Raw genomic sequence first — 25,149 nt, forward strand, 5'->3', positions numbered from 1 at the left:
GTAAAGATTGGGCCACAACCTCCCATCCGGAAGATGGCAGCCAGTTACATTTTCCAAGAGAAGGCGAAGCACGGCCGACTGGAGGGAGAGCAAGGGCGGCCGTGACGGGCGGGAGTGATTCACCACCGGTGTGCGTTGGAACGCCGTGAGCCCGGGTACCGGCCGTGGCCGCGGACTCCGCCGTGTGAGCACGTCCCCCCTTTCCCTTGAAGCCAAGGAGGAGTTCCGTCTCATGCCTTTGAGAGCCATTGCCGTCTCCGCCCCGGACTGGATCAAGGGCGCGAAGGATTCCCGGGCGCTGAACAGCCAGGATCCCGCGAGCCTTTTCAATGCCTGCCGCTACGCGGCGCATCGCACGTTCGATCCATCGAGCGCCTGGTCACGCAGCAATTGGGCCGGGACGCGCGCCCAGCGCCGCGCCCAGACCCTCTTGATGTACTCGCTCGACGACATGCCCGTGTTCGCCGAGATGCTGCGGCGAGAGCGGCCCAACCTCCTGCTGATTGGGGCCATGACGCTGTGTCTGCCAGGCGCGGTGGCCTGCGCCTCGTTGGCCAAGGAGCTCCTCGGAGAACAGGTCGTCGTGGTACTGGGCGGCCGGCACCCCAGCGAATCCATGTACCTGGAGAAGCACTCCGAGCGGATGCCGGAGCACGTGCGCCATCACCCCAGCTCTCCCCTGCGGCTCATGGCCACGGGGCGGCTCCCCCGGGTGTTCGACCTGGTCGTGGCGGGAGACGGCGAGCACCTCATCGCCGCCCTGGGAGAGGCCGTGGCGGCGGCCGAGGCCGAGGGGAGCGCGGACCTGTCGTGCTCGGTGTTGGAGCGGCTCGACGCCCGGGTTCCGGGCAGCTGGATAGCGGGCGCGCTGGATGGGGACACCCCGCGTGTGCTGCCCAGCACCGGAGCGCGTCTGGATTACAGCCGGATGCCTTCGCCCTCGCGGATGTTTGGCGCGGTCGCCGGATTCAATGTGTTCGGTGGGCGGGTGACGGCGCACGCCTTCAGCGACACCGGCCGCGGCTGTGTCTATGACTGTGGGTTCTGCAGCGAGCGCAGCTCGGTGACGGGCGGGTTGAGGGATGCCGCGAGTTCCAGTGAGCGGCTCCACCGTCAATTGGCCGAAGCCGTGACGGTCATCTCCGAGGATCATCCGGCCCGGGGCGCCAGCGCGTTCGTGGAGGATTCCGTCATCCTGGGGGGCAGTCCCCGGCTGGTGGATCAGTTCGTGGATCGGCTGGAGTCCGAGCCGCTCGACATCGTCTTCGGTGCCCAATTGACCATCGATCAGATCCTCACCCGCCGGGCCCAGCTCGCGCGGCTGGCGGGAGTGGGCCTGCGCTATGTGTTCGTCGGCGTGGAGACCCTGGTCCCCGAGGCCATCGGTGGCATGAGCAAGGATCTCGGCCGCCACCAGGCGCCCTGGTTGTCACGCATCCATCGGGCGTTGGCGTTCCTGGGCGAGCTGGGCATCCATTGTGGCTGCGCGATCCTCTTCGGCTTGGGAGAGACGCAGGAGCGCCGGCTGGAACTGCTCGAGGCTCTGCGGATGATGCGAGGCATGTATGGAATGCCCTCGCCGGTCAGCGCGAACTGGGCGGTTCAACACCCGCTCTGTGGCCAGGACGGCGGCGCCGGGTACGAGTACATCGAATGGGGAACTCCCGAGGGTCCCTTCCTCGAGTGTTTCCATCGCTTCGGCGAGGCCTCCGTGCGCTACCCCCTGCCCCATGTCGGCCCGCCACGGCTCGAGGAAGTACGAGAGGTGACCGCGAGGCTCGACACCCTCGAGGAGCCGCTGGGGCCCAGCCTGCCCACCCAGGGGGAACACTACTCGTGACGAAAAAGACCACCCGCACGGCGCAGATCGGCACGTTCCCCGTGGGACGCGTCGAGGTCCCGGTCCTGCCCGCCATCAACGCGACCACGGTGTTGTTTCCCGACACGGCGTCGCTCGCCCCGATCGATCCGGACTCGCTCCGCCACTCGGGGCGAAGCCCCTATGAGAACTTCTATTACGGGGGGGTGGGAACACCGACCACCGAGGCCTTCGGCCAGGCCGTGGCCGGACTGGAAGGGGGCACCTTCGCGGCGCTGGCCCCTTCGGGGCAGAGCGCGCTGGTCGCCACCTTGTCGGCGCTGCTGAAGCAGGGCGACCACGTCCTCATCGTCGATACGGTGACGTACACGACGCGCTGGTACATCGATCAGTGCCTCGCCACCGCCGGGGTCGCCGTCACCTACTACCCACCGGACGTCAGCGACCTCGACCCCCTGCTCAGGCCCAATACCCGCGTGGTGTTCATGGAGTCTCCGGGCTCCATGACCTTCGAGGTGCAGGATGTCGCGGCCCTCTGCCAGACAGCCGCCCGCCACGGCATCGTGACGGTGCTCGACAACACCTGGGCGGCGTCGCGCTGCTTCCAGCCGTTCGCCCACGGGGTCGACATCTCGGTGCTCTCGCTGACCAAGTACCACGCGGCTCCGGCCGGCGTGTCCCTGGGCGCGGTGGTCACGCGGACGGAGCGCCTGCATGCCCTCATCAAGAACCAGACGGCCCTGCTCGGCCTGCACGTCAGTCCGGATGCCTGCGCACGTGCCTCCCTGGCGCTGGCGACGTTGGATCTCCGGTTGAACCATCAGGAGCGCACCACCCGGCTCGTGCTCGAGGGCCTCGCCGGGCATCCAGCCATCCGGGCGCTGTTCCACCCGTCCCTGCCGGAGGCACCAGGACATGCGGTGTGGCGGCGTGACTTCCAGGGCGCCAACAGCCTGCTGACGATCGCGTTCGATGGGCTCGACCGGCCCACGGTGAACGCGATGGTGGATCGGCTCCGGGTGGTCCGGATCGGTTATGGCTGGGGAGGATCGCTCAGTCTGGCGACCATCTTCGAGGCCAATGAGTGGCGGACCGTGTCGCGCTCCCCGGCTCGCGGAACGTGTTTGAGAATCTACCTCGGCCTGGAGGATCCCTTGGATATCCTCGCCGATCTGCGGCAGGCACTCGACAGGAGCTAGGCACATGGAGAACGAGCGGGTGTCAAGGGGGCGGCGGATCCACGGCCCCGGGCTGGGGCGGCTCGTCGCGTGGGGGGTGTTGGCATCCGCGTTCTTCAGCCTCTCGTTCGTGCTCAACCGCTCCATGAGCCTGTCGGGTGGGCACTGGTTCTGGAGCGCCAGCCTGCGCTACGCCGCGATGCTGCTGATTCTCGGCGGCTGGGTGGGCATGCGGAGGGGGCGCGACGGGCTGATGGAGGTCGCCCGGGTCTTCCGCTCACGTCCCGGCTTCTGGTTGCTCTCCGGCGGAGTGGGCTTCGGCGTGTTCTACGCGGGCATCTGCTTCGCCGCGGATCACACCCCGGGGTGGGTGCTCGCCACCACGTGGCAATCCACCCTGCTCGCCTCTCCCCTCGTCCTGCGGGCCTTCGGCTTGCGCGTCCCCCTTCGGGGCGTGTTCTTCATCGCCCTGGTGCTCGTGGGCATCAGCCTCGTCAATCTGCAGCAATGGCGGGGCGGACTGTCCACGCGGGAGCTGGTGTTGGGGGTGGTCCCCGTGCTCGTGGCGGCTTTCGCCTACCCCTTCGGCAACCAGATGCTGAACGCGGCCCGTCATGGCACGAGCACGCGCATCGCGCCCATCCACTCGCCGGCCCTCGCGGATGCGGCCTCCTGTGTGCTGTTGCTGGTGCTCGGCTCGGTTCCCTTCTGGTGCGGACTCGCGCTCGTGACGCGCCCGCCGGCGCCCACGTCCTCCCAGGTGCTGCAGACGCTGATCGTGGCGCTGTCCTCGGGGGTGATCGCCACCCCGCTGTTCCTCCGCGCCCGGACCGCGGCGAGTGACGCCTACAGCATCGCCGCCGTTGACGCGACCCAGGCGGGCGAGGTGGTCTTCGCCCTGCTCGGAGAAGTGCTGCTGTTGGGGGCTCCACTGCCCGAGGCGGGCGCGCTGGCCGGGCTCCTCCTGGTCATCTCCGGGCTCATCGGTTTCACCCTGGGCGGCCCCGCTGGAGCCGACGTCGAGCCGAGCCCCTCGGAGCAAGAAAGGGCCAACGCTTCTCCCCCATCGGAGTGAGCATTCGCTCCCTCTTTGGGGTGATTTCCACCAAGGCATGAAGCTCTACCCTGAGTTCATGATTACCTGGAAATCTTCAAAATCCTTGAAAGGCCAGCTCCGCGTCCCTCGCGGGGTGATGGCACTGGTCGTGGGCCTGCTGGCGGCGTGTGGAGACCGTGGCGACACGGACCAGACGCCGCAACCCCTCCCGCTCCATCCCCAGAGCGGCAACAGCCAGGGGGCACTGGCCGTGGGTCAGTACAGCCTGCGCTCGGTGCACTCCAACCTGTGCCTGGAGGTCGCCGGCGCCAGCACGGCCGATGGGGCCCTCGTCCAGCAAACCAACTGCGCCAACGTGGCGCAGCAACACTTCGAGGTGCTGTCCTCGGCGGATGGCACCTACCAGTTGCGTGCCGTCCACAGTGGCAAGCCACTGGACGTGCGCGGGAACAACCAGGTCAGTGGCGAGCTGCTCCAGCAGTGGAACGACAACGGCGGGCCCAACCAACGCTTCATCCTGACCGCGCAGGGAGATGCCTACCAGATCAAGGCCTCGCACAGCGGCAAGTGCATCGACGTGAAGGACATGAGCCAGGCCGTGGGCGGGCAGATCCACCAGTGGGATTGCCACGGCCAGCCCAATCAGCAGTGGCGGCTGGAGGCCGTGACCCAACCGGAGCCCAACCCCTCCGCCCCTCCGCTCGAGTTGCCGCTCGAACTCCTGAGCGATGGCTCCCCATCGCTCCCGGCGATCTCCGAAGCCAGCCTCCACGTGGACTCCAGCAAACTCGGCACCGTGAGTCAGCTGTGGTGGACGTGCCACCGCTGCGCCTTCTTTGGCGCCCCCGAGTTCGAGGCGACGAACCAGCCGCCCACCCGGATCAAGGCCAGCGTGCGCGTGCTCGGCGGCCTCAGCCCGGATCAAGCCGGCAGCATTCCCTGGATCGACATCACGGACGCCACCGTGAAGCTGGCCGATGTCGAACGCGTCCAGGGCGGCCTGACCCGTGGCGGGTTCTACACCACGCGCATGAGCCTCACGCTCGATGCCACCACCCGGGCGAGGCTCGTGGCCGCGCCTGGAGCCAACCGCATCCAGTTCCGCTTCAACGGGACCGATGGTGAGTCCAATGGCTACCGCGTCCTCAACCTCCAGTTGCAAGACGCCCAGGGCAACAGCCTGGCCAGCAACCCCGTGCGGTACGCCGACATCCAAGCCGAGAAGGTGGCGGGCCAGACCTCGAGTGCCGATGTCACGGCGGGCGAGGCGCTCTGGTATGGCCAGGGCAAGCTCCTCAAGAGCAGCATCGTCAGACGCAACATCACGGCCGCCTGCTCCTCCTGCCACGCGAGCGATGGGCGGGATCTCCAGTACTTCAACTACTCCAACAACGCCATCGTGCAGCGCTCGCGCTTCCACGGCCTGAGCGAGGCACAAGGCAGACAGATCGCCGCCTACATCCGCTACAGCCAGAGGAACGTCCCCCACGTGGCCCAGGCCACGCCGTGGAACCCGCCGTACCAGCCGGGCCCGGGGCTGGACAGCAAACCCATCCTCGAATGGGCCGCCGGAGCGGGTCTGGGCGCGGTGCTCGAGACCCCCACCCAGGCCGTCCAGGCCCTCTTCGGCAAGCCGCCAGCCTCCCTGAGCCAGGCCGACGTCGATGCCGTGATGAACGCCAACGCCACCATGAACGCGCGGGAAGTCGCCATGCCGTTGCAGTACCCCGACTGGAACGCCTGGCTGCCCACGATCCATCCGCTCGACGTGTGGCCCACGGGTGCCAGCAGCGCCGGTTCCTTCGAGAACGGAGCCCAGTGGTCGCAAAGCAGCCGCACCCACCCCAAGGCCAGCGCGGAGCAGATCGAGGCGTGGCTCAAGGCCCACAAGAATCCCAACGGGCAATACGGAGACTGGAGCCATCTGACCCCGAGCGAGCGCAACGAGATCCAGAGCTACTTCAGCAACTTTGGTTGGGAGGGCTACCGCTTCCTCGGCGGTGGCCGTGGCAACCACATCGCCAGCTCCGGCGAGTACGGCGCGCAGGTCGGTGCCCGCCTCCTGGCCGCGCGCGCCTCCAGCGCCACGACGGGCAGTGATCCGGCGTCCTTCACCACCAATGCCTTCATCGAGCGTGCCGTCATGAGCATGCTCCACTGGAACGTCATCAAGCAGTGGGAGTGGGCCCACACCCATGGGCTCGAAGGCAATCAGCAGTGGTTCATCGGCGACTTCAACTCCACCACCAAGACCTGGAGAGGCCGGGGTGAGGTGCGCGGCTGGCCCTTCAACACGGTGAGCGTGTTCTTCCTCGCTCCGCACATGCTCTACCAGGCCGACGAGTCTTCGGGGAAGGTCACCCGGGAGTGGTATCTGGCCTGGGAGCGCTCCAACATCGTGGGCTCGTACTACCGGACCAACGCCTGGTACCAGATGCAGGTCTCCATCAACCCGGGCGCTCAAGGCGATTGGGTGAACTTCTCGGTGGACTGGCCCTATCTGACCGGCTTCGATGAGCTCCTGTCGCAGAGCGTGGGCACCTCGACGCCCGCGCACGCGAACGCGGCCTTCCTGAGCGACATCCGGCTGCTGCAGGCCCGCATCAAGTCGGCCCAGTACGTCAACAACGACATCCCGCTCTACGTGCCGACCCAGACGAATGGCCTCATCAACAACCGCGGACGCTTCAGCCGGGCGCAGGTCCTGAAGCACCTGGCCCCCACCAACTTCATGGATCAGGCGACGACCCAGGGCACCAGCAGGACGCCCTTCAGCAAGCTCGAGCAACTCCAAACAGGCCTGTACCTGAAGGTGCTCAACGGGGCGATCAATCAGTTCAATGTCCTGTACACCGACACGAATCCCGCGAGCTGGCGGCGTTGCGATCCAGCCAACACGGAGCTGGGCGAGCCCGAGCCGTATGCCGGGTTCGCGTTCTGTGTGGACCAGACCCGCCAGCCCCTGGCGCAGCCGACATCGGGCAACTTCGCGATGAACGCGGTGAACGGAAGGGTGACGGCCGAGCAGAAGCAGCAGTATGGCGTCTGGAAGGCCACGCAGTTGGGTGCCGAGGCGCAGCGCATCCAGAAATGGCGCGATTGGACCCTGCGCATCTGGCCTTGAAGCGCTGTTTGTCTCAGGGAGACTGTCTGGTGGACAGTCTCCCGATCTCAGACGTACAGGGTCACTGCTTGGGCGAGATGGACACCTTGAGGCCGTCGCGCCAGGTCTTGTGGTCGTCCGCGTAGTACAGGTAGGCGCGGCTCGCCGGCCCCGTGTACGTACCGGGCACCGCCGCGATCAGCGACAGCGGCACCTCGAGCTTCTTGCGCGGCTCCATTCCCCGCCAGTAGAGGACGACGTCGCGGCCGAGCACCTCGTAGGCGTCCACCGTCTGCTTCTTCACCAGCTCCTTGAGCTGGTCGTGGCGGACCTCGAGCCCTCCCGGCACGCCGAAGATGGCCACGGTGGTCGAGAGCTTCTCGTCGCTCCTGTTCGTCACCCAGACGCGTGCCTCGGTCGGCTCGCCCTCGGTCAGGGCGTTCTTCGCGAGCGACACCTCCAGCGCGACCCGGGTGTCCGGGGAGCTGGCGGGCACCAGGGCGTGGTAGGTGACCTCGATCGAATAGGGCAGCTCCGAGCCGCCCTCCATCCGCAGCTCGATCTTCCGCTCGGCCGAGGTGAGCAGCTCGGACACGTCCGGGAGCTTGAGCGCCTCCTGCGTCTTCCCGTCGAACTTCACGGCATCGCCCACGGGCCGACCGTCGACGTAGACGCGGACCGAGCCCGAAGCACGCTTCGCCGAGCGCGCCTGGTCGTAGGCGACGATGGCGCGCAGCGCGAGCACCGTGCTCTGGGTCGAGCCGTAGCGTCCTCCCTCGCACGAGTTCGCCAGGAAGCGCATCGAGCGCTCCACGTTCCCCACGCGGGTGGGCTCCCGGAGCCAGGCGAGCACCGCCAGCGAGGTGGTCTCGATCTCGAGCGTGTCACCCGAGCTGCCGACGATCGACTGCGTGCCCCCCTGCACCACGCCGGACGCGTTCTGCTTCGCGGCGAGCCGCTCCATGAGCCCGCGGGCCTCGGCGCCCTCCCCCACGAGCGCCATCACGTTCGCGGCGAGGGCGAGCACGTAGCTGTTCTGGCTCCTGACCGCGGCGGCCTTGAGCGCCTCGACCTCCCTGGACAGCTCCCGGGCCTGCTCGGCCGGCTTGTCCGCGCTCTCCAGCAGGGCCCAGAGGATGTAGGCGTTGGAGGTGTCCCGGTCCTCGATCCAGGTGTGGAGCGCGCGCCGCTTGCGCTCGAAGCCCCCCTTGCCATCCCGCTGCTTGAGCAACCAGGCCCGCGTGCGCTCGAGCATGGCGGGGTTCACGTCCCGCACCTGCTTCATGTCGCTGAAGTGCATCAGCCCGAACGCGGTGAGCGCCTCGTGGCCCGGGTTCTCGCCGAACCACTCGTAGCCCTTCTCCGAGCACTCGAAGCCCACCAGCCGCTTGTAGCCCGCCTCCAGCTTCTCGCGCGCCGACGCCACCAGCTCGGGGCTCACCCCGCTGTGCGTCTGGAAGTACTGCTGCGCCATCGTCATCGGGTAGGTGGTCGAGCTCGTCTGCTCGAAGCAACCGGAGGGCTCCTGGATGAGCCGGGCGAGCGACTCGGTCATGTTGGCCAGCGGCGTCGGGTACACCGCGATGGAGGTCTTCACGCTGCCTCGCACCCAGTTGGGCGGCAGGGTCACCCCATGCACCACCGGCTGGCGCGACGAGAGCAGCCCGCCGAACGAGGCGCGCAGGGGGAAGCCCCGAGGCTTGATGCTCAGCGTGCGCTTCACCGTGTCCGTGTAGTTGCCCGCGGCCGCCGCGAGCGTGACGTCAACGGGTCTGGCTTGCTCACCGACCTTCAGCTCGATGATACGCCGGGCGCGCTCGTTGGCGGCGAGGTCCACCCCACCGACGGAGGCGGCCTTCATGTCGCCCGTCAGGCCGACCTTCACCCCCGCGCCCCTGAGCGCCGCGGAGGTGCCATTCACCAGCGCCAGCGGCAGTTGGATCACGTCACCTGACGTCACCTCGAGCGGGAGCTTGGGCTCGATGTAGAAGGGCTGCACCGACTCGATCGTGGCCACCGTGGAGCCGAGCGCGCCGTCATCCCCGACGCCACCGGCGAACGCCTTGAAGGTGGTGACCGAGTCGTTCAGGCCGAAGGAGACCCGGGCCTCTCCCGTCCTGGCATCGGTGCGCACACCCGCGTTCCAGAAGAGCGTCTCCGAGAAGTCCACGCGATCGCCCGGCTCGCGCCCGGGCCGCACCACGTGGGCGTACTCGCGGAAGTACACTCTGGGCATGGGGGCCATCGACTCCTCCTCCATCACCATCCCCATCACCGCATCATCCGCCCGCACGCCCCTCTGGACCGGCTGGTTTCGCGCGTCCTCCTTCTTGGCCTTGCGCGCCACCTGCGCCCTGCTCGCTTGGGGCACGGGTTTGGGGGCCATGTCCTTGTCGGCGTCTGGGACCGGTGGGGCCGCCAGAGCCGGGGCGGCGACGACCCGCGGACGGGGCGCCTTCTCCGGGCGTACGGCCTGGGCGGGCGGCGCGGCCATCGGCGGCGGAGCTCCGCCGCGAATCCCCCCCTTCCCGGGCGCGCCAAAGGCCTCTTCGGCAATGGGCGCCGCGGGCATGGGGGGCCGCGGCACCCGGACCGCGAGCGCGCGCCGGGCCAGATCGCCATGCTGCGCCATGAAGCCCTCCGCATCCGCGAGCGCGAAGCGCCGCCAGCCCTGGGTGCCGAGCAGCAGATCCACCGCCAGCTTCGCCTTCGGATTCTTCTCGTCGAGGTACACCTGGGCGTCGGCCAACTCCTTCACCTCGGGCTCGAGCAGCACCATCACCGGCAACCGCGGCGCCTGATCGCGCTTCTCGATGAGTTCCAGGACCGCGTCGTCCGTGACGGTGAGCATCACCAGGGCCGAGACCGGCTTGCCCTCGCGCGTCGTCCGGGCGGTGAGCTGGACCTGCTCGCCCGGCACGTAGCGCTTCTTGTCCGCCGTCACCTCGATGGACAGGGCCTTCGCGGGCTGGCGGAACACCAACCGCTCCGCGAGCGGGCGGCCCTGCTCGTCCCACACCGTGGCGATGAGCACCCCGTCCGCGCCCTTCGGGTCGAGGATCACCTTCTCGTTCGGGTCCACCTGGGAGGAGGCGAGCTCCACCTCGCGCTGGCTCAGGGTCAGCTTCGCGCGCTTCAGGCCCGAGAGCCCGACGGAGAGCACCACGGGCATGCCGGCGGGGATGACGTCCTCGCTCGAGCGGAGGACAGCGCCCCGGGCCTTCACCTCGGGCAGGGGGAAGGTCTTCTTGATGCCCGAGGGCGCGTCGATGCGCAGCGCGTACTTCACACCTGCCCTGGGGGTCAGCTCGAAGCGGCCCCTGCCCTCGTGCTCCGAGCGGACGGGGGCCACCGCCTCGCCCGTGGCCAGATCGATCACCGCTCCGGAGAGGTCCGCGGGCTTCTGCGCGGGCGTCTTCGCCTGAAAGTAGACGCGCGAGGGCAGCCCCGCCACCAGCTCCCCTCCCTCGGGGTACATCGTGAGATCCAGGGTCTGCAGGAGGATGGGGAGGGTCTTGGCCGCTGTCTCGACCACGCCGCCATCCTCGATGGCGAAGGCGAGCGAGCCTTCGCCCCGCTCGATCCGGGCGGGCAGCTTGAAGCTGACGGTGCACAAGCCCTGGGCATTGACCGAGCTCGTCACCTGCGCCGCGGTGACGCCATCGACGAGGGCGGTGGCGGTGACGCGGGCGCCCGAGGGGATGCCACCCTCGGCGCGCTTCACGTCGAGCGTGGCGGTGACGGTGTCACCCGGCCCGTAGCCATCGCGGAGGAACTCGATCTGCGACTTGAGCCGGGGCGCGCGGTAGGCGCGCACGTCGAACTTGCGCTCCGCGGGGGCGTCTCCCGACCAGGGAGAGGTGACCTTGATCGTGTACTCGCCGCCCGCCATGTCGGGCGGGACGGTCCAGGAGTAGCCCCAGACCGAGTGCTCGCTCGCCACCATCGCGGAGGTGACGACATCGCCCTTGGGGCCGCGGATCTCCACGGCCGCGTACACCTGGTTCGAGAGCGGCTTGTGGCTGAGAGACTCGAGCACCAGGCCCCGGACCAGCACCTGCTCGCCGGGCCGGTAGAGGGGCTTGTCGGTGCTGACGAAGGTCAAGGAGCGGTTGGGCCCGCCGAGTAAATCCTGGGTGGCCTGGGTGGCCAACACCTGCTGCTGGACGGTGAGGGGGACGGCGAGGCCCATCGTGAAGAGGGCGAGGAGGGCGCGCGGGACGACGTGTTCGAGCATGGAAATCCCTGGGACGGGAAACGGGCGTCGCCAGGGAACGGATGTGCGCGGCGAAAGTTCTGCTCAGGACCACGGGCCTCGAGGCGATTGCCGCTGAAGGAGGGCCCCTCAGCCCAGGCGCTTCGCGAGCGCACCCGCTTCCGTGAGGGGCGGCTCGCAGGCGAAGTTCCGGCACAGGTACGCGGCGGCGCGTCCGCCCACCGGCTCCCGGCCCAGGAAGGTCTCGCGCATCGAGGGCGGAACGGGGGCCTCCGGCGCCTTCCAGGTGAAGCCAAACGTGGGCGCGTAGACCGTCCGGGATACCGCCAGCAGGGGCTCCACCGCCTCCCGCGTCCCCGCGAAGGTCACGCTCGGCGCGCCATCCACGAGCGCGTCCGCCGCCAGCGCCAGGTGCCCATACCCCATCGGGTTCTTGCGCAACTGCTCGCCCATGCGTGACACGTAGCGCTCGGGCAGCTCCAGGTACTGCTTGTTGGACGTGAGCGCCGCGAGCGCCACCTGCGCCTCCGTCAGCGTCGACGCCCCCGAGGGAAACGCGTTGTCGAACGTCGCGTAGGTGGCCACCACCAGGTCTCCCTGCGTCCTCGGCGCCGTCAGGTACGCGCCCCGCTCCTCATCCCAGAAGAGCGTCTCGGCCGTGCGCACCAGCGCCTCCGCCGCCTCCAGGTAGCGGGGCTCGAAGGTCGCCTGGTAGAGCGCGGTGAGGCCCGCGGCCAGGTCTCCGTAGTCCTCGACGAAGCCCGGAATGCGCGCCTGCCCCTCCTGGTACGAGCGCGAGAGCCGCTGGCCATCCCACAGCTCCGCCAGCACGAAGTCCGCCGCCTTCCGGGCGCTCTCCACCCAGTCCGCCCGGTCGAAGACGCGGCCCGCGAACGCCAGCCCGCGAATCATCAGCCCGTTCCAGCCCGCCAGGATCTTGTCGTCCCGGCCCGGCTTCACCCGCCGCTCGCGTGCCTCGAAGAGCCGCCGCCGCGCCTCGCTCAGCCCCGAGGCCACCTCCTCCACCGGCCGCTGGAGCTCCTCGGCCAGGGACTCCACGGACACCGCGGACTCCAGCACCGTGCGCCCATGCTCGAAGTTGCCCAGCGCGGTGACGCGGAAATGGCGCAATGCCAGCTCCGCCAGCTCCGGCGGCAACACCTCGCGCACCTGCTCGGGGAGCCAGACGAAGAAACGGCCTTCCTCTCCCTCCGTGTCCGCGTCCTGGGTGGCGTAGAAGCCGCCCCGCGCGTCCGTCATCTCCCGCCGCACGTACTCCGCCGTCTCCTCCACCACCTTGCGCCACAACGGTCGCGGCTCCACCTGCTGCGCCTCCGCGTACAGGTGCAGCAGTTGCGCGTTGTCGTAGAGCATCTTCTCGAAGTGGGGCACCGCCCACCGCTCGTCCACGGAGTAGCGGTGGAAGCCCCCGCCGAGCTGATCATAGACACCGCCCCGCGCCATCTTCTCCAGCGTCAGCAGCACCGCCTGCTTCAGCGCGTCCTGTCCCGGCTCTCGCCGCCAGGCCCTGAGCACCAGCGCCACGTTCATGGGGTTGGGGAACTTGGGCGCCCCGCCGAAGCCGCCATTCACGCCGTCCATCCGTTCCAACAGGGACAAGCCCATGGACACGATGTCCTCCGGCTTCAACGCCGCCGGCGCCGCGTCCAGCCCATGCAGGGCCAGCTCGCCCAGACCCTCGCGGAACTCCCGCGCCTGGCTCAGCAGCTCGCCGCGGTTCGTAGCCCAGGCCTCGCTCAGCGCTCGCAGCACCTTGGGAAAACCCGGCCGCCCATACCGGTCCTTCGGCGGGAAGTAGGTGCCACCGAAGAAGGGCACGAGATCCGGCGTGAGGAACACCGTCAGCGGCCAGCCGCCTCCCTGCCCCATCAACTGCACCACGCCCTGGTAGAGCTGATCCACGTCCGGCCGCTCCTCGCGGTCCACCTTCACGTTGATGAAGCCCTCGTTCATCAACCGGGCGATCGCCTCGTCCTCGAAGGACTCGTGCGCCATGACGTGGCACCAGTGGCAGGCCGAGTAACCCACCGACAGGAGCAGGGGCTTGTCCTCCGCTCGCGCCCGCGCGAAGGCCTCTTCCCCCCAGGGGTACCAGTCCACCGGGTTGGAGGCATGCTGCCGCAAGTAGGGAGAGGGCTCTCGCTCGAGTCGGTTGGCCATGGACGCGCACCCTAATGGCCCGGGAGGAAAGGTGCAGGGCAAAGGGCTACGGAGTGCCCCAGGAGTTCACGAGGAAACCGCCCTCCGGGGTGAGGCGCACCTGGAACAAGGCAGCGAAGCCCTCGGCATACGAGGGCCAGCGCAGGTGGTGCCGCGTGATGAGGATGGCCTTGTCCTCCACCCGGGCCCGGCCGACACGCCCCGCGTTGCGCGCGAGGCACGCCTCCAGGTCCGACTCGAAGGCATAGCCCACCACCCGCGCCCCCCGCTCCCGGCCGATGGCGATGAGCGGGGCCCGGTCCTCGAGCCGGGGGTTGGTGTTGTCCACCACCACCGACTCGCCCCGCGCGAGCGCCTCGTCGATGAGCCGTCGCTGCCGCGCCTCGCGCTTGCGCGCGTTGGGCCACAGGTCCTTGCTCACGTGCACGTGCGTGGCCGCGAAGCGCTCCCGGTAGAAGCTGCTCTTGCCCGAGCCCTGTAGCCCAATGAAGAGGACGAGTTCCATGGCGTGCCCTGCGTGACAGTAACGGGAGCAGGTGTTGTCAGACCTCCCTCCGCGTGGAAACCTGCCCCGCTCCCACGGCGAGGGCCCCATGGACATCCGTACCATCGACAAGCAGAACGAGAAGATCCGACTGGACGACATCTCGCCGGAACCTCCAGCGGGGACGGACAAGGAGGAGGCGAAGCGGCAACTGGAAGTCCTCGGCGAGGAGCTGTTCGACCTGCAGGATCTGCTGTGGGGCGCGCGGATGAACGCCGTGCTCATCGTCCTGCAGGGCCGGGACACCGCCGGGAAGGATGGCACCATCAAGCACGTCGCGGGCTTCCTCAATCCCCGGGGGCTCGGCATCACCTCCTTCGGCGTGCCCACCCCCGAGGAGCTGGAGCACGACTTCCTCTGGCGCGTCCACAAGGCCACGCCGCGCAAGGGCGAGTTCGGCATCTTCAACCGCTCGCACTATGAGGACGTGCTCGTCTCGCGCGTGAAGGGGCTGGTGCCCGAGTCGCTCTGGAAGGAGCGCTACGGCCACATCCGCGACTTCGAGGAGCTGCTCGCCGAGCATGGGACGATCATCCTCAAGTTCTTCCTCCACATCAGCCTCGAGGAGCAGGAGGAGCGGCTGCGCTCGCGCGAGAAGGAGCCGCGCAAGGCGTGGAAGATCAGCGCCGGGGACTGGGAGGATCGGGCCCACTGGCAGGACTACACCCAGGCCTACGAGGAGGTGTTCGCGCGCACGTCGACGAAGAACGCGCCCTGGACGATCGTCCCCGCCAACTCCAAGTGGTACCGCAACCTGGTGGTGGCGCACACGCTCGTCGAGACGCTCCGGCCCTACCGCGACGCCTGGCAGGGCAAGCTCGACAAGGTGGGCCAGGAGAAGAAGAAGGAACTGGCCGCCTGGCGCAAGGACAAGTGAAGGGAGCGCGGAGCGCATCATGTCCGTCCGAGAACTGTGGATCTCCGGCTACCGCTCGGTGCACGCGTTGCGCTTCGAGCTCGCGCCGGTGACGGTGGTGGTGGGCCCCAATGGCAGCGGCAAGACGAACGTCTACCGCTCGCTGTACCTGCTGCACGCCGCGGCCCGGGGGGACTTCGCGCACACGCTGGCCGAGGAGGGAGGAATGCCCTCGGCGCTGTGGGCGGGAGCGCGCAAGAAGACGGAGACGGCGCGCGTCACCGTGGGCGTGCGCCTGGAGGACCTCGCCTACGAGCTGTCCTGCGGGCTCGTGCCTCCACCGCAGGGCCCCTTCCTGCTCGACCCGGACGTGAAGGAGGAGACGGTCTGGGTGCACGAGGGCACGCGCCGGCACGTGGTGGCCGAGCGCCGCGCCCAGAGCGTCTTCGCGCGAGACGCGGAGGGCCGCCGCACCACCTTCGCCGCCAGGCTGTGGGGCCACGAGTCCGTGCTGGCGCAGATCTCCGAGCCGCACCGGTTCCCCCTACTGAGCGCGCTGCGCGCGGAGCTGCTCCAGTGGCGCTTCTACCACCACTTCCGGACCGACCCCGAGTCACCCCTGCGCCACGAGCAGGTCGGCGTGCGCACTCCCGCGCTGGCCCATGACGGAAGGGACCTGGCCGCGGCGTTGATGACCATCCAGGAAATCGGAGACACCCGGGCGATGCACGACGCCGTGACGCGGGCCTTTCCCGGTGCCCGGCTGGAGCTGGCTTCCGAGGACGGGCGCTTCTCGATCCACCTGCACATGCCCGGGCTCGGCCGTCCCCTGGGCGCGGCGGAGCTGTCCGACGGCACCCTGCGCTACCTGTGCCTGCTCGCCGCCCTGCTCTCTCCCAGGCCGCCCCCCTTCCTCGCGCTCAACGAGCCCGAGACGAGCCTGCACCCCTCGCTCCTCGAGCCACTCGCCCGCCTCATCGCCGACGCGAGCCGCCGGGGGCAGATCTTCGTCACCACGCATGCCCAGGAGCTCGCCACCGCCCTGGAGAAGAACACCCGCGCCGCCCTCCTGACGTTGCACCGGAGCGGAGGCGCCACGGAACTCGTGGAGGAAGCGGAGGACTAGTACGGGTACTGGGGGTCACGCGAGGCGACGAGGCGTACCATCATCGGCGAGTGGTAGCGCGGGTCCATGCCGAGCGCCAGACGGAGGACCAGTCCGGGGAGCTCCCAGGTGCGCTCGGACTGCTCGATGTCCACGGGATCCTTGTCCGTGAGCATGGCCTCGGACTCGAGGTGGTCGAGCTTGCCGGGGCCGAAGCGGGAGGTGAGCCGCGCGGCGAGTGAGTCGTAGACCGCCCTGCGCGCTCTCTCCAGGCGCAGAAGGCACGCGTCGCTCTGCTCTTGCGAGGCTCCTCCGGGGAAGCACTCCCCCGGGTTGTCCGAGCGCTGGATGACGAGCACCGCTGGGGCATGTCCCTCGAAGCGCATCACGCGGATGTCCACCGTGCCGAAAGGCTCCAGGTGCGCGTCCGTGGCCACGACCTCCACAGCCACGAGTTCACGCCCCTCCTCGTCCTTCCAATCCCTGGGGTCATGATCCGTCTCCCACACCCGCGCTTCCGGAAAGCGCGCACGCAGACTGTCCGCGTCGGTGCTCCAGTCGATAGGCCCGAACACGTCAGGCAGGGGTGTCTCCACCAGATGAGCCGTGGGAGGCGGCGTACTGGCACGACAGGTGCCCAGCAGGGTGAGGACGAGGAGCCACAGGTGACGGTGCATGACGGGGTTTAATGCACAGCGTGGGCCATCGGGTTCTTTGACACCTGATGCGACTGATGTCGGGCATGGCATAAACCTCCCCCATGTCTCGCGACGTCTCCTTCTTCGACTCCCTGGGCCGCCTCCTCTCCATGGAGCGCGATGCCGAGCGCGCCCGCACGGCGGCCCTCGCCGAGGGCATGTCCCTCCAGCAGCGCGCCGAACAGGGCCTGACCTTCCTCGACCTGGAGAGCCTGGAGGAAGAGGTGGGCCTCGGAGGCCGCGTCCTCGTCACGCTCGCGCGCCAGGACCGTGCCCGCTTCCCCGCCCGGCTCGACAACGGCGACCAGGTGGCCGTCTTCCCCCGCCGCGCCGAGGTGAAGGAGCCCGCCCGCGCGCTCGTCACCCGTGCCACCGCCACCCGCGTCCAGCTCGCCTTCGACCGCTCCCCTCCCCCCTTCATCCACGAGGGCCTGCTGCGGCTCGACCGCGTCCCCAACGACGTCACCTACGAGCGCATGCGCGCCGGCCTCTCCCGCGTCAAGGCGCTCGACAAGGGCCTGGGCCGCCGCAAGCGCGAGGTGCTGCTCGGCAACGAGCCTCCCCGCTTCGACTCCCTCCGCGAGTTCACCCCCTCGCGCCCCCTCAACCCCGAGCAGCACGACGCCGTCGCCCGCGCGCTCGCCGCCGAGGACTTCTTCCTCGTGCACGGCCCTCCCGGCACCGGCAAGAGCACCGTGCTCGCCGAGGTGGCCGCCCAGGCCGTCGCCCAGGGCCAGCGCCTGCTGTGCGCCGCCGCCAGCAACGCCGCCGTGGACCACCTGCTCGACTTGTGCCTCGACAAGGGTCTGCGCGCGGTGCGCGTGGGCCACCCCGCCCGCGTCACGCCCCGGCTCCAGGAGCACACCCTGGATCTCATCGTCGAGGACCATCCCGACCGCGTCCTCTCGCGCGAGCTGTTCGACGAGGCCTTCTCCCTGCTCGGCTACGCGCGCCGCCAGCGCACCCAGGGCCGCAGCCGCGAGCGCTTCTCCAACGCCCGAGCCTCCACCACCGAGGCCAAGGGCATGCTCGACGAGGCACGCGCCCTCGAGCGCAAGGCCGTGCGCAACGTGCTGGAGCGCGCCCAGGTGGTGTGCGTGACGCTCGCGAGCCTCGACTCCGGCGTGCTCGCCCACGAGGAGTTCGACCTCGCCCTGCTGGACGAGGCCGCCCAGTCCACCGAGCCGCTCGCCCTGCTCGGCTTCCTGCGCGCCCCCAAGGTGGTGCTCGCGGGAGACCCCCAGCAGCTCCCCCCCACCATCCTCTCCCCCGAGGCCGCCAAGGCGGGCCTGGCCGTGAGCCTCTTCGAGCGCCTGCTCGCGGACCACGGGGACGGCGTCAAGCGCATGCTGCGCGAGCAGTACCGGATGAACACCGCCATCATGACCTTCCCCTCGAAGGAGATGTATGGCGGCGAGCTGCGCGCCCACCCGAGCGTGGCCGGGCGCACCCTCGCGGACGTGCTGCCGCCGGAGGCACAGGGAGACTTCCCGCCCGTGCTCTACCTCGACACGGCCGGCAAGGGCTTCGAGGAGGAGCAGGAGAAGGACACCGGCAGCCTCTTCAACACCGGCGAGGCGGACCTGATCGTCGCCCGGGTGAAGGAGCTGCTGGCCGCGGGGATCGCGCCGAGAGAACTCGCCGTCATCACCCCCTACCGCGCCCAGGCCCACGCCCTGCGCGAGCGCGTGGAGCCGCTCTCGCCCGACGTGGAGGTGGACACCGTGGATGCCTTCCAGGGACGGGAGAAGGACGCCATCCTCGTGAGCCTCGTGCGCTCCAACTCCGAGGGGCAGATTGGCTTCCTCTCGGATCTGCGCCGCATGAACGTGGCGCTCACCCGCGCCCGCCGGCACCTCTTCGTCGTGGGTGACTCGGCCACGCTCAGCGGCCATGCCTTCTACGCGCGCTTCATCGAGTCCACCCAGGAGGGCGCGGGCTACCGCTCCGCCTGGGAATGGCCCGACCCCAACGAGGTCCCCTGAAGGGCAAGGCCTCAATAGCGCCTTCCAAATCCGACATCCCCTCTGCAGGTCAGGTCACCTGCATCTTCCGGTTCATTTTTAAAATGTACTCTTAGTGGAAAGGCCGTCGGTCCAGAGTTTCCAAGCGCTTGTTCGCCTCGTACTCAGCAGCGGTCATGAGCAGCTCAAACAGCTCAAGACCGCGCGATCGCGTCTCTGGGAGACGGTGAAGAGTCAACGCAAGTTCAACCAAGTTACCGTTGCCGCCAGCGTGGATAGTACGAGCATCACCTAGCTCCTGTCCTGCTTGAACGATCAATGCGGACGCAACCGCGTGGATGAGTTCAGGTTCCCAGCCTTCGCGAAGCAAATTGTTCAATTTATTAATTACAAGCATTGCAGATCCTGCAACAAGAATTGCTGGGCAGCCAAGCAATGACATCAGATACTCGCGCGTGTGCTCGTCCGGTGGCAGAGGGTCAGCCTTGGCAAATATTCTATGCAGCACAGGGGCTAGCGCCTTATCATTAATCGAAACGAGGCGGATCATAAGTGGTGTAGTTTGCGCGCGGAGCGTTGGCTCATTCCATGTTGCAACCAAAGTGTAGGCAACTCCAAGGCGCAGCCCTTCAGAAATTTTCGGCGGGAAGTCGGCGCCATCTATGAATCGCTCTACCTGTTCCTTCGCTTTTGTCTCGTTCGGTTTGAGACAGAAGCGCAGCGCGGCAACTTCTCCAGCTGCTTGTGGGCCTTGCGCCCAATTACCAGTGACCCAATGGGTGAGTATTTGTGAATAAACTTCAGGAGGGAGCAGTCCGTGAACACGACCGATCAGATGGATGCCCGCCCTGCTCATTAAAATTTCCGGGAAACGGTTGAACAAAGCCGTATAGAACCTAATCGTACGATCATGGTCAGCATGTGTAATGTAGTGTAGATAGCGCGCAATAGCGATCCAGACCTCTGGGTCTTCGCGGCGGGCGAAGTGCCGCTCCAGTTGCGCTAGCCAACTGTTCGAGCCCCCATTATTTCGAAAAAGGTAGCCATGCATGAGAGCATCCAGGAATGGGTAGTTGCCACCAGGCAGTTTCTCCAAGTCACCGTGCCCCCAAAGAAAGCTCTCAGCTTTTTTATTGTTACCCGGTTGATTCTGATGTTCTCTCGCAGAGTCAGTTTCTTCTTCATTTGGATTGGGCTCTTTGAGTGTCCAATCTGAGAGCCAACCTTCAAGCAGCGCACAAGTCGTATCGTCGAGTCCTTTGGCTCGTCGGGCGATAGCGCGAAGGCATAGCGCAGCGTCCTCCCGAAACTCTGTTGACGAGAATCCTCGTTTCTCCAGAGCATGAATCTGGCCAATCAAATCTTCGGCAGGCACAACGTCATTTGAGCCCAATTCTGTCAGAGTCGCGCCAACTGGGCGTTCCTGCAGCCCTGGTCGAAACCGTTCGATAATCCGGAGTGCTCGACTTGGCTGAAGTTTGGCGAACGCTCCGAACTCTCTGGAAGCAGGAATGCTGCCCCCAACGTAGTTCTTCCAACTTCGCTTGGGGTGATCCCACTTGGTAGAGTCAGTCAATCTGTCGAACAAGGCGACGATCTCATCGTCCGTTGCTTTTTGCATTTGCTCGGCAGACATGGGACTGCCAATCGAAACGAGTCCTACCCCCGTGTACTCGTCTTGAGCATACGGCATTGCACGCTCCTCTTCCTGTAGATGTCGACGGCCTTTGGTCGACAATTGTTCAGCGGGAAATGCACGTAGGAGGAGCAGTCGATGCTCGCGGATCTTTTTCCGACGGTTGAAACGAATTTTTGCATCCTCGTTGGCTGGTATCTCGCGATAAAGTGGCCATTTGGTGATTGCTTGTTCCAGACGCAACGCCTCAACACGCCCTAGTGCGGGCACGATGGCCGCAATCAGGCTCTGGCTGTCACGGTGAAAATTATCATAATCACCAATTGCAAAGCGCCTAGGATCTTCCATCAAATAACACAGGACAACTTCAGGCCGCCCCGGGGCGAGCAATTCAAGACCGATCGCCAGAAGATGATGAACCACCATAAGGTCAGATTTTTTATTCGCCTCAACAAAAGCAAGAAAGGCATCCGCGTCGACCTCAGCGAACGCGCGCATTGCAGCCTCAAATGCATTCGGCAGCGGCTCATGTCCATGCGAATTACTCTCGGCAGCAAAAGAAAGCCCCTGATGCTCGCGGTACATATGGAGGAATTCGCGAGGGGCGCGACCTAGCCGCTTCAGAATGTCGATGAGCCATGGCCAAGCTCGCACCAGAAATGCTTGGGGAGCTTGCACCACCTGTTCATCAAGTCTGTACCAGTCCTCCGAGCCTTCCAAGAGCTTTCTTAGTTGGCCATTCACTGCGTTTTCGTGTTCTATGCGGTACGAAAGATGCGCGTCTTCTGACGCATCCTCTGGCGGCGGCTTCGGAAGATTTCTGGGAGCTGCATCAATCTGTGCAGTCTGTGCCTCCAGATGACGAACAATCACTGATGGGGCCAACTCCGGCTTCGATTTCGCGATGCCCTCTGCAAGGCGTCTGATACGAAAGGCTGCCACATTGGGATACCCCGCTATTCGGATTGCCAAGTCGAGGCTGCGCTTGTCCCATACTTGGATTTCGTCCAACAGGTGGAGGGCATGCGCGAGGTACTCGGCGCTGGACAGCCAATGACGCTCAACCAACTCTAGTACGACATCACGACCAAACGCCAATGCCTTGCTGAGAATAGGCGCCGTATACCAAGCCTCGGCCGGGGGAGCCGTCATGAGCGAGGAAATGCGTCCTCGTAGCCGGCTGAACCAACCATGACTGCCGGCCATCGCGTGTAGTGCTCTGGGACGCAAATCGAGGTTGGTGAGAGTCGGCAGCAACCAGCGGGCCTCTTCGTCGTCGGGCTCGTTGAGCTGCCCCAGAAAGGAGATGAGCAAATATCGCAGATGAGCCCTCAATTCTTCATGCATCCACAGACGGCGGAACTCACAGCGATATAGGGACCGGTCGACGCCACGGATATGGTGCAGTGCACTCCACAAGATCGGCCGCACAAAGAGGGACTCTTGTTTTTCCTTGATGACATGCTCAGCGATCGACACGCCATCACGCAGAAAAGCGCGCACGCGCATGAAGTCAAAGAGGGTTTGGTGACGAAAGGAGAGACTTAGGCCATCTTCTGAAAATACCAAGAATTCTGCCGCTTCCAAGTGGCACAATTCTTCTTTGTACAATCGTTCAAACCTGCCTCTACTGAGCCACAACTCCTCCTCTTGGGCCATGGTCGTGGCAATATGCTCAGCTGCTTCTGTAGTTCGAGCGCCATACCGCCGCTCAAGCCGTTCAGCAACGACCCGGTCCAGCATGCCTTGATAGGTGGTGAAGGCAATGGTTCCACTCTGCCGACCCGTCGCCAGATGCGTCAGAAAAACTGCCAAGTTCTGAGGCGTGCGTAGGATATCGCGCACCTCGTCGCTCCATCCTGTGGGGTCAAGTCCTCGTGCAGTGAGCAACGGCAAAACCTGCTCCCATAGGGGACGGCTAAGCGTCACTGTATCCGTTTTAATTGAGTTAAGGCGGATGTCATTGCGGAATTCGAACTCACGGCAGGATAGCAGCACCTGCAAATTCTTTACTCCACGTACAGTGTCGACCAGCCGAAGCAAAGCTGAGAGGCGCGCTGAGTGCTGGTCCATAAGCTCGGCGAGCGCATCAAGTTGGTCGATCAACAGGATGACGCGGCGCTCTGCGGCAAGGCGGCGCAGTGCCTCCGCTACTGGGACCGGCGCCCCGACCCATGAGTCTAGATCATCTAACGTGCTGATAGTTCGTGGCAGGTGATCAGCTTTGAGCGCAAGTAGCAACACGTTCTTGGCGGCAAGTTGGTTGCCGACACGAGCGAGCAACGCAGACTTTCCTTCACCTGGACCACCGATCAAGACAGTCACGGTTGGATCTGTCTGCATCGCGAGAGCGCGCAGTCGCTCCAACTCAGGCCGCTCGAGCCAATGACCATCTGTCTCCTGTGGCCAGCCAAGCATCAACCGAGATTTAGATCCAAATGCTCGCTCGACCGCTTCAACGTCGAGCGGTCGTGACGACACAATAGAACGTCCAGAAAGTGCAGATTCCCTGCTATCAAATATTGCGCTATCACCCAGGTTAGGTAGGAACTCTCCAGGCCCCATAACCCGGTCGAGAAGAGCCAAATGGAGTGATTGAGGTATCGTAGTTGTTGCAACAGCGTCAAATTCCCGAAACAAGGATGGGCGGTCCAATTTGCGCTCGTCGGATCGAGAAACCACCTTCCACACGTGGAAATACAGTGGCGCAAGAGCCTTCTCCGCATCACGTGCGTAGACTCGGTTTGATCCAAACTCAACGAGCCGATCATCGATTTGCTTGAGCAATGCAGCTGTCTCATCCGCTCCACTTAGCCATCGGATAGGCTCGACGAGTTCCGTCAGAATCTCGTCATCCTTTGCCGTTTTCAAGAAGCTCAGCACGCCGCTTGAAACCTTCTCCTCCTTCAAGAGGAAGTCAGCGATCCTGCGCGCATCTGCACCCCGTTGAAATGGCTCAGAATTTTCCTGAGCGCGACGCCAGAGTTCAATGCCACCGATATCTTTACCAAACGGCGCACCTTGCTCGCGCCCAATTACGGACGTGGTCAGGTAATCGAAGTGGATTCGGCGGCCATGGTTGCGTTCACGGTGAGCCCAATAGTTGCTAATTGCCTCAACAGCGCCAGAGGTGCGCAGAGTCAGGGAGCCGGATGCGGCAGTATCTTTGACCTGCGTCACCACCGTTGAACCATCAGGTTTGATTTTGTCGAAATCCTCCGCACCTTCCAAGTACAGCACCTCGCCTTCTCCGAGGTTGAGCCATGCGAGCAAGCTGGCCAAAACTTGGTATTTGTAAGCACGCATTGTATCTACCGCCTCTCGGGCGGGGTCGTTCAACAGCGGCCTCACTGGGGGCAGGCTAGCCATTACTATCGGATCCTTGCTGGTAAGTATTGGGTGATTACGGGTTCCATCAAGCCACGGATGAGGCGGAACCGAAAGAGGCGATCCCCCCGCCAGTAACAGCAGAGAGGGAGGAGAGGAAGAAGGGGAAGACACCGCGGCTGGACCAGGCCGGGCTACTGCGTCGCACCTTCGCACTAGACCTGTCTGCCAGCCCCCACTGAGCAGGCAGGCGCAAGAAACTGGCGTACGTGTCGGCAGAGCCAAGGATGCGCTCCATGTTGCAGAACCTGGGACTGGCCCGTCACACGACCCCTGGGGCCCCCGCCAACGGCCCCCTCGGTCACTAAGCATAAGAAAGATGGGCGGTTGGTGGAAGGCGAGGGATGAAGCGGAGGGGCCGAGGAGAGCCGCTGACGGACGGGGGCTGCCCAAGTTGTGCCCCGGGCCAGAGGAGAGGCCGCACAGCTCCCTTGGCCGCGCAGTCCACCGAGCCGCTCGCCCTGCTCGGCTTCCTGCGCGCCCCCAAGGTGGTGCTCGCGGGCGACCCCCAACAGTTCCCCCCCACCATCCTCTCCCCCGAGGCCGCCAAGGCGGGTCTGGCCGTGAGCCTCTTCGAGCGCCTGCTCGCGGACCACGGGGACGGCGTCAAGCGCATGCTGCGCGAGCAGTACCGGATGAACACCGCCATCATGACCTTCCCCTCGAAGGAGATGTATGGCGGCGAGCTGCGCGCCCACCCGAGCGTGGCCGGCCGCACCCTCGTGGACGTGCTGCCACCGGAGACGCCGGGAGACTTCCCACCCGTGCTCTACCTCGACACGGCCGGCAAGGGCTTCGAGGAGGAGCAGGAGAAGGACACCGGCAGCCTCTTCAACACCGGCGAGGCGGACCTGATCGTCGCCCGGGTGAGGGAGTTGCTCGCCGCGGGGATCGCGCCGCGCGAGCTGGCCGTCATCACCCCCTACCGCGCCCAGGCCCATGCCCTGCGCGAGCGCGTGGAGCCGCTCTCACCCGACGTGGAGGTGGACACCGTGGACGCCTTCCAGGGGCGGGAAAAGGACGCCATCCTCGTGAGCCTCGTGCGCTCCAACTCCGAGGGGCAGATTGGCTTCCTCTCGGACCTGCGCCGCATGAACGTGGCGCTCACCCGCGCCCGCCGGCACCTCTTCGTCGTGGGCGACTCGGCCACGCTCAGCGGCCATGCCTTCTACGCGCGCTTCATCGAGTCCACCCAGGAGGGCGCCGGCTACCGCTCCGCCTGGGAATGGCCAGACCCCAACGAGGTTCCCTGATTCCCCGCGCGCTCCCGAGCACGCGTGCCGAGTGCGCCCGCCAACAGGCTGACGGCCCCGAAGGGTGAGGCGCCCCCGCCCCCACCGCGCGTGCACCCGGTCGGCAATCCAGCCACCGAGCGTCATCCCCACCAGCCCGGTGGCGCCCGTGA

Annotated in this window: 12 protein-coding genes and 1 pseudogene; 8 read left to right on the forward strand and 5 right to left on the reverse strand. The window is 66.2% G+C overall.

Annotation, left to right across the window (positions count from 1 at the left end):
• Positions 1–232 precede the first annotated feature (232 nt).
• From D187_RS02225 to D187_RS02240, 4 genes are all read left to right on the forward strand, one after another.
• Positions 233–1,840: a B12-binding domain/radical SAM domain-containing protein gene (locus D187_RS02225; RefSeq protein ID WP_155893116.1), complete on the forward strand. Its 1,608-nt coding sequence runs from the start codon at positions 233–235 to the stop codon at positions 1,838–1,840.
• Entirely contained in the window at positions 1,837–3,018 is a 1,182-nt protein-coding gene (locus tag D187_RS02230; RefSeq protein ID WP_002623128.1) for a trans-sulfuration enzyme family protein, read from the forward strand. Before D187_RS02225 ends, D187_RS02230 begins: the two co-directional genes overlap by 4 nt.
• A gap of 4 nt (positions 3,019–3,022) precedes the next feature.
• Positions 3,023–4,072, forward strand: coding sequence for a multidrug resistance efflux transporter family protein (locus D187_RS02235; protein ID WP_002623127.1), 1,050 nt, complete (start codon positions 3,023–3,025; stop codon positions 4,070–4,072).
• 85 nt (positions 4,073–4,157) lie between these two features.
• Complete coding sequence (locus tag D187_RS02240; protein WP_162159610.1) at positions 4,158–7,178, forward strand: RICIN domain-containing protein; 3,021 nt, start codon at positions 4,158–4,160, stop codon at positions 7,176–7,178.
• Between the two features lie 61 nt (positions 7,179–7,239).
• Here D187_RS02240 and D187_RS02245 read toward each other — a convergent pair whose 3' ends face one another.
• From D187_RS02245 to D187_RS02255, 3 genes are all read right to left on the reverse strand, one after another.
• Positions 7,240–11,394: an MG2 domain-containing protein gene (locus D187_RS02245; protein WP_002623125.1), complete on the reverse strand. Its 4,155-nt coding sequence runs from the start codon at positions 11,392–11,394 to the stop codon at positions 7,240–7,242.
• A gap of 108 nt (positions 11,395–11,502) precedes the next feature.
• A complete protein-coding gene (locus D187_RS02250; RefSeq protein ID WP_002623124.1) occupies positions 11,503–13,554 on the reverse strand; it encodes a thioredoxin domain-containing protein in 2,052 nt (683 codons plus the stop codon).
• Between the two features lie 46 nt (positions 13,555–13,600).
• On the reverse strand, positions 13,601–14,059 hold the full coding sequence (locus tag D187_RS02255) for an ATP-binding protein (RefSeq protein ID WP_002623123.1): 459 nt from the start codon (positions 14,057–14,059) through the stop codon (positions 13,601–13,603).
• Between the two features lie 88 nt (positions 14,060–14,147).
• Between D187_RS02255 and D187_RS02260 the strand changes: the two genes are divergently transcribed.
• A complete protein-coding gene (locus D187_RS02260; RefSeq protein ID WP_002623122.1) occupies positions 14,148–14,975 on the forward strand; it encodes a PPK2 family polyphosphate kinase in 828 nt (275 codons plus the stop codon).
• A gap of 19 nt (positions 14,976–14,994) precedes the next feature.
• Complete coding sequence (locus D187_RS02265) at positions 14,995–16,080, forward strand: AAA family ATPase (protein WP_002623121.1); 1,086 nt, start codon at positions 14,995–14,997, stop codon at positions 16,078–16,080.
• Here D187_RS02265 and D187_RS02270 read toward each other — a convergent pair.
• Entirely contained in the window at positions 16,077–16,736 is a 660-nt protein-coding gene (locus D187_RS02270) for a hypothetical protein (RefSeq protein ID WP_002623120.1), read from the reverse strand. The genes D187_RS02265 and D187_RS02270 overlap by 4 nt on opposite strands.
• An 83-nt stretch (positions 16,737–16,819) precedes the next feature.
• Here D187_RS02270 and D187_RS02275 point away from each other — a divergent pair, with 83 nt between their 5' ends.
• Positions 16,820–18,742 carry an AAA domain-containing protein gene (locus D187_RS02275; protein ID WP_002623119.1) on the forward strand — a complete coding sequence of 641 codons (1,923 nt, stop codon included), beginning with the start codon at positions 16,820–16,822 and terminating at the stop codon, positions 18,740–18,742.
• Positions 18,743–18,833: 91 nt separating this feature from the next.
• Here D187_RS02275 and D187_RS54615 read toward each other — a convergent pair whose 3' ends face one another.
• Complete coding sequence (locus D187_RS54615; protein WP_162159611.1) at positions 18,834–23,696, reverse strand: NACHT domain-containing protein; 4,863 nt, start codon at positions 23,694–23,696, stop codon at positions 18,834–18,836.
• 482 nt (positions 23,697–24,178) lie between these two features.
• Here D187_RS54615 and D187_RS02285 point away from each other — a divergent pair.
• A pseudogene (locus tag D187_RS02285) lies at positions 24,179–24,997 on the forward strand (AAA domain-containing protein); the annotation flags it as partial.
• Positions 24,998–25,149: the final 152 nt, after the last annotated feature.

The sequence above is a fragment of the Cystobacter fuscus DSM 2262 genome (genome assembly GCF_000335475.2).
In the GTDB taxonomy this organism is placed as follows: Bacteria; Myxococcota; Myxococcia; order Myxococcales; family Myxococcaceae; genus Cystobacter; species Cystobacter fuscus.